Origin of the sequence: Arthrobacter crystallopoietes, assembly GCF_002849715.1 — a bacterium.
GTDB lineage: Bacteria > Actinomycetota > Actinomycetes > Actinomycetales > Micrococcaceae > Crystallibacter > Crystallibacter crystallopoietes.
The window spans coordinates 1,398,088-1,411,851 of record NZ_CP018863.1; the positions used below are offsets into that span (position 1 = coordinate 1,398,088).

Consider the following 13,764-nt stretch of genomic DNA (forward strand, 5'->3'; position numbering starts at 1 on the left):
CCATGACCCAAGATGTCCTTTCCGCCCCCGAGCGCGCACCGATCCTGGCCCGGCTTGAAGCTGCGGGCGTGCCCGCCGAAATCTCCGGCCACCGGATAGCTGAGTACTCCTACGACGCCTCGAATTACCGCGTTCCTCCGCTGGGTGTGGTGTTCCCGCGCAGTGTCCACGACGTGGTTGCGGTCGTGACGGCATGCCGTGAAACCGGCACGCCGCTGATCGGGCGCGGCGGGGGGACGTCCATGGCCGGCAACGCCATCGGCCCCGGTATCGTGCTGGATTTCTCCCGGCACATGAACCGGATCCTCAGCGTTGACGAGGGCGCCAAGACAGCAGACGTCGAAGCGGGCGTCATCCTCTCCCACCTCACCCGGGAAGCCGAGGATGCCACAGGCGGGGCCCTCACCTTCGCACCAGACCCATCGTCGAAGACCCGCGCCACTATCGGCGGTGCGATCGGCAACGACGCGTGCGGAAACCACTCGGTCCGCTACGGCCGGACCTCGGACCACGTCGTGGAGATCGATGTCGTCACCTCGGACGGCGCCCGGCTCACCGCCACCTCCACCGGTCTGCGGGCCACGGACCCTGCCGATGCCTATTCGGTGTCGCGGGCCTTCGATCTGGGCGAAGATCTCAAGCAGTTGGCCGGGGACAACCTGGCCGCGTTCCGGACCGAGTTGGGCCGGATTCAGCGGCAGGTTTCCGGCTACCATTTGGCCAACCTCCTGCCGGAGAACGGGTTGAACGTGGCCCGTGCGCTGGTGGGCACGGAGGGCACCTGTGCCCTGGTGGTCCGCGCCCGGATGAAGCTGGTCCCCAAGGCCCCGAGCGCGCTGCTGGTCTGCCTGGGCTACGCCGACGTGGTCGATGCCGCGAAGGACATCGAAACCATCCTCGAATTCTCCCCCGCGGCGGTCGAGGGGATCGACGAGGCCATCGTCGACACCATGCGGTTGCGCCGCGGGGCCGACTCCGTTCTCGGTCTTCCCGAGGGGAAGGCGTTCCTGTACGTGGACCTGGACGGGGAGAACCCGGAGAAGGTCGCCCGGGAAGCAGACCGGCTGCTGGAGCGGCTGGCCGCCAACGGCCGCCTGGTCGATGGCCGGGCTGTCCCGGACCTCGTACAACGGGCCACCCTGTGGCGGGTCCGCGAGGACGGCGCCGGCCTGTCCTCCCGGCCCGCCAGCGGCGGGGAATCGCAGGCAGGCTGGGAAGATTCCGCCGTGGCCCCGGAAAACCTTGCCGCCTACCTGGCCGACTTCCGCCGGCTGCTAGAGGTCCACGGGCTGACGGGGATCATGTACGGGCACTTCGGCGCCGGCTGCATGCACATCCGCATCACCTACGACCTCCGATGCGAGGACGGCCGGGCCGTCTACCGCAAGTTCACCCAGGCCGCAGCCGAACTGGTCGTCCGCCACGGCGGCTCCCTCTCCGGCGAGCACGGCGACGGCCGGGCCCGCTCCGAATTCCTTCCCGTCATGTACTCCCCCGCGATGATCGCCGCGTTCGAGACCTACCGCAACCTGTGGGACAAAGCAGGCATCATGAACCCCGGTTCCATCACGGACCCGGACCCCATCGACACCAACCTCGCCCTGGAGGGCGTCCCGGACCGTGAATGGCGCACCCACTTCGAACTCCGCCCCGTTGAGGCCGCAGCCGCAGGTGCCGACAAATGGGTGCACGCCGTCCAGGCGTGCATCGGGGTGGGCCGATGCCGGTCCGATGCCGGCGGGGTGATGTGCCCGAGCTTCAGGGCCACGGGGGACGAAAAGGACTCGACCCGCGGCCGCTCGCGCGTCCTGCAGGACATGGTGCGCGGAGCGGGAAGCATCGACGAGGGCTGGAAGTCCGAGGACGTCCGCGAGGCCCTGGATCTATGCCTGGCCTGCAAGGCCTGCTCGAACGATTGCCCGGCCGGGGTGGACATGGCCACCTACAAGTCCGAGTTCTTTTCGCACTACTACGACGGCAAAATAAGGCCCCTGTCGCATTTTTCCCTGGGTTGGCTGCCGCGCTGGCTCAAACTCACTACCCGCATCAGCCCCATCGTCAACGCCGTTCTGTCCAGCCCGCTCGCCAAGGTGGTGGCAGCTGCCGGTGGGCTCACCACAAAGCGTGCCATGCCCAAGTTCGCGTCCCGCAAGATGCTCCGCGACGCCCTGGCAGGCTTCGGCAACAACAACGGAACCGGTGACACGGTGTTGTTCGTCGACTCGTTCACCAAGGGCTTCCGGCCGGAAGTGGCAGGTGCCGCAGCGCGGGTTATCGAAGGTACCGGACGCCAGGTCTCGTGCGAAAGCGACGCCTGCTGCGGACTCACCTGGATATCTACCGGGCAACTGGACACGGCCAAGAAAATGATGGCTAAAACCGTAGCGAAGCTCGATGACGGCACGGACGCCCCGATCGTCGTCGTCGAACCCAGCTGCGCCGCCGCCCTGCGGAAAGACGCTCCCGAACTCCTCGGCACGGAAGCCGCAGAACGGGTCTCACACCGTATCCAGAGCTTCGCCGAGGCGGTCAAGGGATGGGTTGCCGAGGGGTGGCAACCCCCGGCTGTACCCGAATCGGTCACGGTACAGACCCACTGTCACGAATACTCCACATTCGGCGCGACTGTTCAGCGCAAGGCCCTGGCAGCCTTGGGCGTCGCCGACGTCACCGAAGCCACCGGCTGCTGCGGCGTAGCGGGAAACTTCGGCTTTGAAGCCAACCATTACGACATATCCATGAAAGTCGCCGAACAGGCACTCGCGCCTGCCCTGGCCAGTACACCCGAAAGCACACCGGTACTGGCCGACGGCTTCAGCTGCGCCATGCAGGTCAGGCAGCTGGACCCGGAACGCAAGAGCCTGCACCTGGCCGAACTCCTCGACCCTCAGACCACCACCCACCACACCGAAGGACAATCATGACCACCACCGCCCAGGCCCCTGCAGGGCTGAAGACCGAACTCTTCATCAATGGACGCTGGGAAGACCTTCCCGATCGGCCCCGGATCCAGGTACAGAACCCGGCAACCGGCGAGGTCATCGCCTCCATCCCCGATGCCGGCCCGGAAGACGGACGCCGCGCGGTTGCTGCCGCCAACGCCGCCCAGGCGGCCTTCGCGGCGATGTCCCCACGCGCCCGCGCCGACATCCTGCTCGCCGCGCACAAGCTGCTGCTGGAATCGAAGGAGGAGCTCGCGGCCATCATGACCGCGGAAATGGGCAAGCCCCTCGCCGAAGCACGCGGAGAGATCGAATACTCCGCCGGCTACCTGCAGTGGTACGCGCAGGAAGGGGTGCGCGTACAGGGATCGCACGCAGAATCACCCAGCGGCAGGGGACAAATCGTCCTGTCCCGTGAACCGATCGGCGTGTCGCTGTTGATCACGCCATGGAACTTCCCTCTGGCAATGGGCGCCCGCAAGATCGCCCCCGCGATCGCCACCGGCTGCGCCGTCGTCGTTAAACCTGCCGAGAAGACCCCCTTGACGATGTTGTTCCTCGCGAAGCTTTTCGAGGAAGCCGGGGCGCCCGCGAGCACAATCAATGTGGTCACAACCTCCAGTTCCAGCGCATTGGTGGCTCCCCTGCTCAGCGAAGGATTGGTACGCCACTTGTCGTTCACCGGTTCCACCTTCGTTGGCAGCAAGCTGCACGGCCAGTGTTCTGACCACATGATCCGCACCTCGCTCGAGCTCGGCGGCAACGCACCGTTCATTGTCTTCGATGATGTCGACCTGGACCGTGCCGTCACGGAGGTCACCGCAGCCAAGATGCGTAACATGGGCGAGGCCTGCACTGCAGCCAACCGCATCCTCGTCCACGAAAGCATCGCCGACGAACTCACCACCCGGCTGGCCGAGAAGTTCGCTTCGCTGCGTGTCGGCAACGGCCTGGAAGAGGACACGGAAATCGGCCCAATGATTGACGCCGCCAGCGTTGACCGCATTCAGTCTCTCGTGGATGACGCCGTATCCCGCGGTGCCGACGTCCGCACCGGCGGGGTCGTCCCGGACGGAACCGGATCGTTCTACCCGCCCACCGTGCTTGCAAACGTGCCCCGCGACGCGCGGCTCATGCAGGAAGAGATTTTCGGGCCAGTCGCACCGATCATCCCGTTCAGCGACGAAGACGACGCGATCGCACTCGCCAACGACACCGCCTATGGACTGGCCGGCTACCTGATGACCAATGATCTCGCCCGCGCCCACCGGGTCGCCCGGCGGATGGAAATCGGGATGATCGGCATCAACTCCGGCATCATCTCCGACGTCGCCGCGCCTCTGGGAGGCGTAAAAGCGTCCGGAATCGGACGCGAAGGCGGCATACTCGGCATCGATGAATTCCTCGAGTACAAGTACACCTTCATCCCCCACCAGTGACCAAGTACACCGTGACCCGGTTTCCAGCACCGGGGGCTAACCGCCCTAACTGCTGCGGCGGGCAACTCTCTGCACGGGCCCCGTAACCCCATGCGCTCACGGCTTGGCCGCCGCCACGAAACTGGGTGGAATCCCACAGGCCGGATCCGACCACGGCTTCCGGTCAAACACGGCCAGAGCGATCATCCCGAGTACATCGGGCATTTTTTCAGGCAGGAAAGCTTGAGGTTCCGAACATTCTTGCCAATGCCATGAAGTGGTCCACTTCGAGTGCGTCCAAGGGTCAAACGCCTACCGGTGGAGCCCGAAGGAAGTCGACGATTGCCTGGAACAACGCATGCTCCAGACCTGGAACGGCGTCGTTGAAACAGCAAACCAGCGCGGGCTCGGCCTGCGTGAGGCAGCCACAGTCACCGCGATGCGAAAGGTGTCCGAAACCCACCAGATGCGAGGCCTCTACCCCTAAGTGACAGGGACAACGGCGGCACGTTCCCAGCCCTCGCCGTCGTTGTCCCAGACCCCTGTTTTACCGAAAGCCGCTACTAGTCGGCTGGCAGCCCGTCCAGCGCCGCCGTGAGCTGGTCTTCGCCGGGCAGGAGGGCTTTGTCCTCGGCAGGCAGCTGCTCGTACGTATACGCGGAAACGGCCATCGGCGAGGTCGACCGGCCCAGGCTGTAGCGGACCGTGTGGTCGTTTTTGCTGCCGCAGATTAGGATCCCAACTGTCTCGTTGTGGAACTCGCGCTTCATCACGTCGTCGACGACGGCGACGTAGAAGTTCAGCTTGCCGGCGTACTCGGGCTGAAACCGGCCCGTCTTCAGCTCGAAGACGTAGTACCGCAGCTGCTCGACGTGGAAGAACAGCAGGTCGATATAGAAGTCATCACCGCTGACCTCCAGATGCACTTGCCGTCCGACAAACGCGAATCCCGGTCCAAGCTCACGCAGGGTCTCCACGATCCGGTCGGTCAGCCGCTGCTCGAGGTCCCGCTCGGCGACTTCACCGGTCAGGCCCAGGAACTCAAAGTTGTACGGGTCCTTTGCTGCCTGCTGCGCCAGCTCGGACCCCGGTGCCGGCAGCACCTGCGCGAAATTCGAGGGCGCGGATCCAGTGCGTTCCATGGCCTCGCCCATGATCATGTTTAGCAGTATGTTCCGCGACCACCCGTACTCCACGGCCGCTGCGGCGTACCAGTTTCTCGATTCGGCCGTCTCGAGCTTGTCCAGCAGCACGGTGATGTGGCCCCACGGCAATTGTCCAACAGGCTGTTGGACAATTGGCTCCGGCCAGCCGGCAGCAAAGCCCCGCATATAGAAGAGATTGCTTCGGGACAGGCCCTTCATTTCCGGAAACTCGGCTCGAAGGTCCTCGGCGAGACGGGCGATGATGCCACTCCCCCAGCCTTCAACATCCTGACGCTGCAGAATGTCCCGGCCGATCGACCAGTACAGCGCGATCAGCTGCGTATTCACTGTGCGCAAGGCCTGCGCCCGCGAATTGCGCACCCTGTCCTTCAGAACCTTCAACAGATCCTGATAATCGTCGGGAAGGGCAATCTCACGGCCAGCCATGACCACTACCCTATCCAACAGCTAGGGCCGGTCCCCCCCACGTATACAGGGATGTCCGGCAACCAGGATAAACACAAATCCATCAGCAGTTGCATTTGTTGCCGACGGTTGAGAGATGAAGTGCAAAGACAAAGGCTCTCACACGTGTCTAAGCGGACCGCAGGTTAGCTGACGAAAGGTACCTTTATCGGCGAAACAAAACGCCTAGTCAGGAGGCGTTTCCTCGCGCGAATGCTTGGATTCAGCGGGCAATGTTCCAAGCGACTGCATATGGATCATCCGGTGAGTACGGGAAGATTGCGTACGGGTACATGTCTATTCCATTCGGTGGCAGTCTCGTAAGCGTTGGCGATCGAGAACAAGGTGTATTCGGAGAAGATGGGGCCCATCAGGTGCATGCCTACCGGTTGCCCTTGGGCGAAGCCACAAGGAAGGCTCAATGCCGGCATGCCTGTTAGATTCGCGGTTGTTAGCATCTGCAGCGCCGAGGACAGCGAGTTGTTTCCTGCTTCGCCCGTTAGGGCATGGTCCATATTCGATTCCACCGGTGCGACGGCAGGCAGGGTGGGAGAAATAAGTGCGCCAACTCCGGCCTCTTCCATCGTCCCGGAGATCAGGGATCGAAGGTATTCCTGCACCTCTCGCGCCAGTTGGACATCCGCTGATGGGATCAACGAGCCGGTCTCTAGCATGATTCGAGTGCCCGGCAGATAATGCGCCGATGCTTTTTCCAGCCGTGTGCGATGGTGCTCGGCCGCCTCGGAGAGGGATATTGCCAAGCTTGCCGGCAATGCCATGGAAAGCTGCGGCAGTGGTAGGTCGATGACGTCGATGCCAAGTTCTTGAAGGTCATCGATAGCGCGTTCCAGAACGGTCTTGACCTGTTGGGTGACTGCCCAGTCATCCCAGATTCTCCGGTCGATACCGAGTCGAATGGCAGGCCCTGCGGAATGTGGGAATTTTTTCCGGAGCCGGGATACTTTTTCTGGTCCGGCCATGCATTCGAAGAGGTTGGCAGCGTCGGTTACGGTGCGGGCGATCGGGCCGATCTGATCCAGCGTGTGGCTGACATTGAGCAGGCCTGATCCTGAAATCAGACCGGAGGAAGGCTTGATCCCGACCAGACCGTTTATGGAGGCGGGGTTCCGTACCGATCCGCCCGTGTCCGTACCGACTGCGCCCGGAGTGCTGCCTACCGCCACGGCGACACCGGAGCCGATGCTGGAGCCACCGGCGTATCTTTCGGGATCCCGTGGATTACGGGAGGGAGGCGTGCCCTGCCCGAACGCGAACTCGTGTGTCCTGGTTTTTCCCAGGATGACGGCACCGCTGTGACGGAGTTGGCGTACGGCTCCGGCGTCGGATCGTGCGATATTCCCGAGCAGCGCCCCGGAACCTGCCTCTGTTGGCATGTTGCGAACGTCGATGACGTCCTTGATGCCCAGAGGAATGCCGTGCAGAGGCCCCAAGGACCCGCCTGCGAGGCTTAGTCTGTCTGCTGCGCCGGCTGCCTCGCGGGCACCGCTGTCGTCCACATAGGCCCACGCCTGTGCATAGCTCTCCGTTTTATCCAGCCGCTGAAGAACGGAATCCAGGAGCTCGACTGCGCCCAGTTTACGGCTGCTGATCAGGACCGCGGCGTCCGTTATGGTTAGTTCCCACGGTTCATTCATGGCGAGGCTCCCTTGCGGCTGCGGTACGTTGGGCTCGCTCAAACCGGTCCCTGAGCTGGTCCATGGCGCTGCGGTAGTCCTGGTAGGAGCGTTCCAGCGCGGCGCGGTCCTCAGCCGCCACTGATGCCCCTACCAACTGCTGGATTTTTTCGTACTGGCCCGGGTCCAATCGTTTACTCAACGGTGGGCCTCCTCTGTCAGCTCGCCGTTGCGCACCACACATTGTCCGTCGACAAATACAAACTTCACGTCCCTGAAGTCAGCGGCACTGGCGACGACGATGTCGGCTGCCCCGCCGGCGCGTAGTTTACTGCAGTCCGGAGCGATTCCCGGGATCAGTCTGGCGACTTCGGTTGTTGCCATGGCTACTGCTCCGGCGAGTGACCGGTGACCTTGGTTAAAGACGTCCTGAACAGCAGAGATCAGCTCGTCATGCTCTCCGTCCTTTCCGTAGTCGGTGGCCAGGACGGAGACCAGATCAGGTTCGGAAAGCAGCCGGTCCCAGTGTTCACGTGTCTGGACAGTGTGCCGACGGTGCAAGAGGTCGAAGACGCAGGCTTCAGCGGCCCAGCCTTTGTCCTTGCCTCGCATTGCGAGCTCGTAGGCCTCCTGCGGTGTATGCGATGGGTGGTTGGCATGGGCCGCGATCAGTTGCGCCCCCTTCGACGGGGTTTCATCCATTAGCTCACGCATGACGTTGGCCGTTGCGGAAGCGCTGTGGACGATAGCAGGAACGCCGAGCTTCAAGGCTGTTCGAACCCCGTCCCGGATCGCGCCCAGGGCAGGTTCCATAGAGGGCAAGACCGTGTCGGCTATGAGTGCAGCCAGCTCCCCGAGAGGCAGTGCGCCGGCCAGTCCGGTCTCCCCTGCCAGGTCGGAAAGACGTCTTTCATCAAGTGCTCCCGTCTGGATGAAACGTCCGAGGACGGCTTCCTTAAGCCGTCGGGCCTGTGAACTGGATACACGTATGCCCGTGCGTTTCGCGATTGCTTCCGGGATGTATATCAGGTCCTGTCCGCCGCCGCCCAAGGTCTGCCCCCCGCCGAGTTCCCCGATAGCGACAGCACCGTCTTCAAGCATGCGCTCCACGCTGAGTTCCCGGGCAGCCCGGGTCAGGCCGTGCCCGTCGGAGGCCTGCGCTGCCTGAAGTGCCAGTGGCAGATGGGTCGTGGCGCCGCGCACGTGCACCGCATGGTGGCGATCGGCCTCCCGCACATCAGCCATGGCACCCAGGCCGCACAAGCTGAGGACTGTCGTTGTCCCGGCCAGCAGATGCCGGTCAAGGTGTCCCATCCAGCGGTCCCTGCTCAGGGAATGTGCTGCGCTCGGGAACAGCGCGCCGGGGGTTACTCCATGGGTATGGCCGTTTATGAGGCCGGGCATCACCACGCAGCCGCGGGCGTCAATTGCCTCTCCGGGGAAGGCCTCGCCGGGCTGCTCCCAGCGGTCCAGCAGGGCTTCTATCCGGCCGCCGCGCAGCAGGACGGCGCCCGGTTCCATGATCGTGTCGCCGGCAACGACGGTGGCGCCATAAATTAACGTGGACAAGGCTCTCTCCTTTGCACTACGTTCATAATATCGAAGTTACTTCAACATAGCCATGCTTCGTTGTAGGCGGGAAGTTGAGAGGGAGTCATCATGGAGGATCAAGCGGCCAGCCGGGATTTTGTGGGCTACGGCGAAATCCCGCCTGATTTCCTGTGGCCCGGGGATGCCAGGGTGGCCGTGTCTCTGGTTATCAACGTTGAAGAGGGTGCCGAGCGGAGCGTTGCTCACGGAGACGCTGTTGATGACCTTGGGGCGCATTGGGTACCTGCCGGTCCTTCCGGCGGGATCCGGAACCTGACCTTGGAGTCGGCTTTCGAGTACGGTTCACGGGCGGGCATCTGGCGGCTGCTGCGGATACTTGAACGGCACCAGGTGCCGGCCACGGCGTTCTGCTGCGCGGCCGCACTCGAGGCGAACCCCTCGCTCGGTCCCGCTTTAGTGCGGTCCGGCCACGAAATTGCCGATCACGGGTACAAGTGGGACTGCCATCTGGGACTCGATCCCGGGGAGGAGCGCCGGCTCATCACCACCTCCAGGGAAGCGATCCGCGCGAATACCGGCCAGGAGCCCACTACCTGGTACTCCCGGGACGGGCTCAATCCCTGGACCCGCCAAACCCTTGCAGAAGAAGGATTTGCCTATGAATCAAACAGCTTCAACGACGACCTGCCGCATTGGGGGACGGGACCGGGAAACCCGAGACTGCCGGTCCTTCCCTATTCCGGCGACACGAACGATTCCGGACTCCTGGGTCACTTCCCTACAGCCTCGGCCTTTGCCGGTCATCTGACCGGAAGCCTTGACATGCTGCTTTCGGAAGCAAGGCCCGGCCCGTCCGTTCTGAGCGTAGGGCTCCACCCCCGGCTGATCGGCAGGCCGGCCTATGCTTCGGCTGTAGACCGCTTTCTTTCGTACGCCTTGGAGCAGGACACCTGGGTTGCCACGCGGAGTAGCATCGTGGCGGCATGGCTTTCTGCGACGGGCGGCTCTGCCTCCTAGGGAACCGAGAAAAGCTTCCCCCAGCCGGATATGGAGTGCTGGACTCCGGCGGTCCTCAGCAGGTTCCACAGGGTTGCGGCAGCGCTGTCGATCACGGGAATCTCGAATTCAGCCTCGAGCTCTGCCGCAAGGTAGCCGGCGCGCAGGTTCGTTCCGATGCATACGACGGCTTCCACATCGGCGGCGAAGGCCGGCCTCATCAGAGTTTCGATCTCCTGGCGGCTGAGCCGGGAAATCTCTTGGTTGCCCATGGACCGCTCGGGATATGACGCACGGGGCATGTCGATGCCGTGCCCGGCATACTCGGCCTGGATGAGTGAAACGATTGGGGCCGGCCCCGGGAACACCACGGCTACGCGCGTTAGCGACATGGCTTCCAGCGCTGCGAGTACTGCCAGTGAAGCCGTGGTCGCAGGAGCGCCGGTCGCCGCGGTCAGGGTTTCGCACAGCTCCTGATCGCCGGCCAGGCCCTTCCACGACCCGGAGGTCCCGTGGAAAGCCATGGCCGTCACCTCGGCCTCGCGCAGCAATGCCGGTGCTTCGCCCAGGACACTTGCGTCGATGCTGTGGTCAAGGTCCGGCGGCAATCGGAACCGGCTGTAGTGGACGCCGATATCTGTTTGATCGCGCAGCATTGCCGCCGTCATGGATTCGGCATTCGAATTCGAGGATGGAACCAAAATACCGACTCTGGCAGAAGGACCCGGGACGTCCGCCATCAGTGGGCCCTCCCCATGGACGGCGGGGTGGAGATAGCTACCATCACGGCCGCGGAATCGGTTTCGTTGCTCCACCAGTGCGGAAGCGCCGAATCGTAGGTCAGGCTGTCGCCTGGCTCGAGCCTGAACTCCTGGTGGCTGACAGTGGCGACCAGTGAACCGGATTGGACGACGACGCATTCTTCCCCTTCATGTGAGTGGGGAACATGCGAGCCATCGAAGTGGGCCGGAATAGTCATGTTGACCACCCCCAGCTTCCGGCCCCCGTTTGGCACGAGGGATTCCATGATGATCCCCTGTGAAGGGATCTCGATCCGCCGCCGGTCCGCCCGGCGCACGAGCATCTGGTCTTTGGCCGCCTGCGGATTGTTGAACAGGCTGGCCAAGGGCAGGTCGAGGGAGTTCGCCAGGCGATGCAGCGTCACGAAGGATGGGTTTCCGATACCGCGCTCGATCTGGCTTATCAGGCCCGCGCTGACTCCGGCCCGTTCGGCCAGCTCTTCGACCGTGAACCGGCCGGCACGATGGCTCTTGATCATGGAACCGAGATGGACGATCCAGTAGTCCCGTGACGAAACGTCGCCCTGTTCGGAGCTCTTTACGGCAGTTTCTTCCACGAGGGCTCCTTCAATCATTTTCCACCGACACTTATTATATCGAAGATGTCGTCAGGACGGCCGGTCGACGTGCAACAAATTCGGTTAGCATAGCAGCCAATTCCCGCTCCCAGTAGATTGCGCACCTGTCGGCCCCTCCGGCAAGCACGTCCGGTACGGCCGAGAACCCCGGTGCAGGCAATCCGACGCTGTGGCCGGCTTGGGTCAGAGCGCTAACCAGCTTGTACACGGCGTCGTTGAGTGCGTCCGGAGCGGTCCTGCCGTGGCGCCTGAGCTCATCCTGCAAGTCCGTGGGGCCCACCCAACCGCCGTCGAAAATGTCCAGTGCAGCAAATTCCTGCACCTTGTCAAGGGCCTCGACCGTTTCGAAAAGTACCGTAAGCCGGGGCGGGCAGGAAAAATCGGTGCCGAACGCCGAGGCCGGAGACACCTGCCTCGGCCGCCTTCCTTCCGGCGCGTACCGTGTTGCTTCGTAGGCCTGCTGCAGTTGGGCAACGCTTCGCACCTGTGGGAGCACCATCTCGCTGACTCCGGTGTTGGCGAAGGCAACGAGTGTCTCCGGGGCCAGGTTCGGAACACGCACGCCCACCTGGACGCGGGATCCGGCCAGGCCCTGCACGACCGCAGCGCAGTCCCGGACGGACAGTCCGGTTTGCTCCGCGTCGAGGATGAGGAAGTCCACGTCCGTCTGCGCGAGCAGGGCGAGCAGTGTCGGCCCGGGATCAGAGGTAATGAGTCCCACCTGGCCTGCACGGGTCCCTTCGGGGCCGCCATGACCGGCGCTGGAGGTTTTGTACGACATGGCACTCTCCTGTAAACACTGAAAACATCGGACGGAAAAGCAACTTCGGCGAACCGCCTTCTACTCGTCCGGAACGAATTGCCAGTCGGCGGGTTTGCTGACGCCCACGATCATGTCGACATCGGATTCGGTGTCGTTGGTGATGCCGTGGGTCGTTCCGCGGGGGATGTAGATGCCGTCCCCGGGGCTGGCCCGGTATTCTTTGTCGCCCAGGTGGATCAGGGGCGTGCCGGCGAGGACGACGTAAAACTCGGAGGCATCCGGGTGATGGTGGCACAGGTGGTGTTGCCCGGACAATATGCGGCCCCAACTGACATTGAGGTCGTCGGATCCGCTGAGATCCCGCGAAATCAGATTGCACACCAGACCCTGGTCTGGTTGGCCTTTGAGGCCCACCTTGTCCAGTTCCTTGAACCCTTCCCGGTGTACGTTGTGCACCAGACGGGAGAGGTCCGTTGCCACGCCTGCTTCCGGCCGTGTCACAGCGCCCCCTCATAGGCGGCTTCAGCCGGCATGGCCGGCGAATGCTCGAGCCACCAGCGGGCGATCTCTTCCCGGGTGGCGAACCAGACGTTGCCCTGGTTCAGGGCGTATTCAATGAAGCGGCGTACTCCCAGGGCTACGCCGGGACGGCCTCCGATGCGCAGATGCACCCCGACCGACATCATTTTTGGCACTGTCTCGCCCTCCAGCAGGAGACAATCCAGACTGTCTTTCAAGACACTGTAGAAGTCGTCCCCGGTGCCTAGGCTGCCGGTTCCCCAGAAACGCCCGTCATTCGTGTCGCCGGCATACGGCACGACCAGATGTGAGGCCTCGCCGGCCTGCACCAGGTAAGGAAGGTCATCCGAATAGGAATTTGAGTCGTAGAGGAATCCCTCCCGGGCGAGGATCTCACGTGTATTCTCGGTGATCCCTTCCCGCACGTACCAGCCGACGGGGGTGACTCCTGCAGTGGCCTGGATGGCGGCAACGGATGCCCGGATCTCGGCTTCCTCTTCTGCCGGCGTCATGCCGACCGTCCCACGCCATTTGTAGCCATGGGCGCAAATTTCGTGTCCGTCACGGACTATTGCCCGCGCGGCCTCGGGATTCTTCTCCAGCGCGGCCCCGCAGGCCATGAACGTAGCCGGAAGAGCGTATTCGCGCAGCATTGCGAGGTAGCGCCATATTCCGACCCTGCTGCCGTATTCGAAGAACGACTCCTTCATCAGGCTCCTGCGGCTTGGATCCGCGGACCACCCTCCGAACACGGATACATCTTCATCCCGTGCGTCGCCGGCGGCAATGGAACTTTCCGCCCCCTCTTCATAATTGATCACCAAAGAGACAGCCACCTTGGCGCCGTCCGGCCATCTGATAACGGGCGGGTTCTCTCCGTACCCGGTGAAATCTCGCATCGACCTACTCCTCGCTGGTTGCACATATCTCAAGCGCCGCGCTGACGCGCGGCT

Annotated in this window: 13 protein-coding genes; 4 read left to right on the forward strand and 9 right to left on the reverse strand. The window is 63.3% G+C overall.

The window, feature by feature from the left end:
* Positions 1–2 precede the first annotated feature (2 nt).
* The 3 genes from AC20117_RS06700 (at position 3) to AC20117_RS06710 (ending at position 4,847) form a co-directional block, all read left to right on the forward strand.
* Positions 3–2,924, forward strand: coding sequence for an FAD-binding and (Fe-S)-binding domain-containing protein (locus AC20117_RS06700; RefSeq protein ID WP_074700388.1), 2,922 nt, complete (start codon positions 3–5; stop codon positions 2,922–2,924).
* Complete coding sequence (locus AC20117_RS06705) at positions 2,921–4,381, forward strand: NAD-dependent succinate-semialdehyde dehydrogenase (RefSeq protein ID WP_074700387.1); 1,461 nt, start codon at positions 2,921–2,923, stop codon at positions 4,379–4,381. The genes AC20117_RS06700 and AC20117_RS06705 overlap by 4 nt, the downstream gene beginning before the upstream one ends.
* A 256-nt stretch (positions 4,382–4,637) precedes the next feature.
* The gene (locus tag AC20117_RS06710; protein WP_074700386.1) at positions 4,638–4,847 is read left to right on the forward strand and encodes a hypothetical protein; all 210 of its coding nucleotides are present in this window, start codon (positions 4,638–4,640) and stop codon (positions 4,845–4,847) included.
* A gap of 76 nt (positions 4,848–4,923) precedes the next feature.
* Here the strand turns inward: AC20117_RS06710 and AC20117_RS06715 are convergent, their stop codons facing one another.
* The 4 genes from AC20117_RS06715 to AC20117_RS06730 form a co-directional block, all read right to left on the reverse strand.
* Positions 4,924–5,952, reverse strand: coding sequence for a PDDEXK nuclease domain-containing protein (locus AC20117_RS06715; RefSeq protein ID WP_101632704.1), 1,029 nt, complete (start codon positions 5,950–5,952; stop codon positions 4,924–4,926).
* Positions 5,953–6,227: 275 nt separating this feature from the next.
* Positions 6,228–7,625: an amidase gene (locus AC20117_RS06720; protein ID WP_074700385.1), complete on the reverse strand. Its 1,398-nt coding sequence runs from the start codon at positions 7,623–7,625 to the stop codon at positions 6,228–6,230.
* Positions 7,618–7,806: a hypothetical protein gene (locus AC20117_RS06725; protein ID WP_101632552.1), complete on the reverse strand. Its 189-nt coding sequence runs from the start codon at positions 7,804–7,806 to the stop codon at positions 7,618–7,620. The genes AC20117_RS06720 and AC20117_RS06725 overlap by 8 nt, the downstream gene beginning before the upstream one ends.
* Positions 7,803–9,173, reverse strand: coding sequence for an amidohydrolase family protein (locus AC20117_RS06730; protein ID WP_074700384.1), 1,371 nt, complete (start codon positions 9,171–9,173; stop codon positions 7,803–7,805). Before AC20117_RS06730 ends, AC20117_RS06725 begins: the two co-directional genes overlap by 4 nt.
* Before the next feature lie 90 nt (positions 9,174–9,263).
* Between AC20117_RS06730 and AC20117_RS06735 the strand changes: the two genes are divergently transcribed.
* A complete protein-coding gene (locus tag AC20117_RS06735; RefSeq protein ID WP_074700383.1) occupies positions 9,264–10,172 on the forward strand; it encodes a polysaccharide deacetylase family protein in 909 nt (302 codons plus the stop codon).
* On the opposite strand, the gene AC20117_RS06740 is transcribed toward AC20117_RS06735, so the two are convergent.
* From AC20117_RS06740 to AC20117_RS06760, 5 genes are all read right to left on the reverse strand, one after another.
* Complete coding sequence (locus AC20117_RS06740; protein ID WP_139186772.1) at positions 10,169–10,819, reverse strand: maleate cis-trans isomerase family protein; 651 nt, start codon at positions 10,817–10,819, stop codon at positions 10,169–10,171. The genes AC20117_RS06735 and AC20117_RS06740 overlap by 4 nt on opposite strands.
* 71 nt (positions 10,820–10,890) lie before the next feature.
* Positions 10,891–11,508: a helix-turn-helix domain-containing protein gene (locus AC20117_RS06745; RefSeq protein ID WP_158300436.1), complete on the reverse strand. Its 618-nt coding sequence runs from the start codon at positions 11,506–11,508 to the stop codon at positions 10,891–10,893.
* Positions 11,509–11,542: 34 nt separating this feature from the next.
* Positions 11,543–12,310, reverse strand: a complete 768-nt coding sequence (locus AC20117_RS06750) for an aldolase/citrate lyase family protein (protein WP_074700381.1) — start codon at positions 12,308–12,310, stop codon at positions 11,543–11,545.
* 60 nt (positions 12,311–12,370) lie between these two features.
* Complete coding sequence (locus AC20117_RS06755) at positions 12,371–12,793, reverse strand: cupin domain-containing protein (RefSeq protein WP_074700380.1); 423 nt, start codon at positions 12,791–12,793, stop codon at positions 12,371–12,373.
* A complete protein-coding gene (locus AC20117_RS06760; RefSeq protein WP_074700379.1) occupies positions 12,790–13,710 on the reverse strand; it encodes a polysaccharide deacetylase family protein in 921 nt (306 codons plus the stop codon). The genes AC20117_RS06755 and AC20117_RS06760 overlap by 4 nt, the downstream gene beginning before the upstream one ends.
* Positions 13,711–13,764 lie beyond the last annotated feature (54 nt).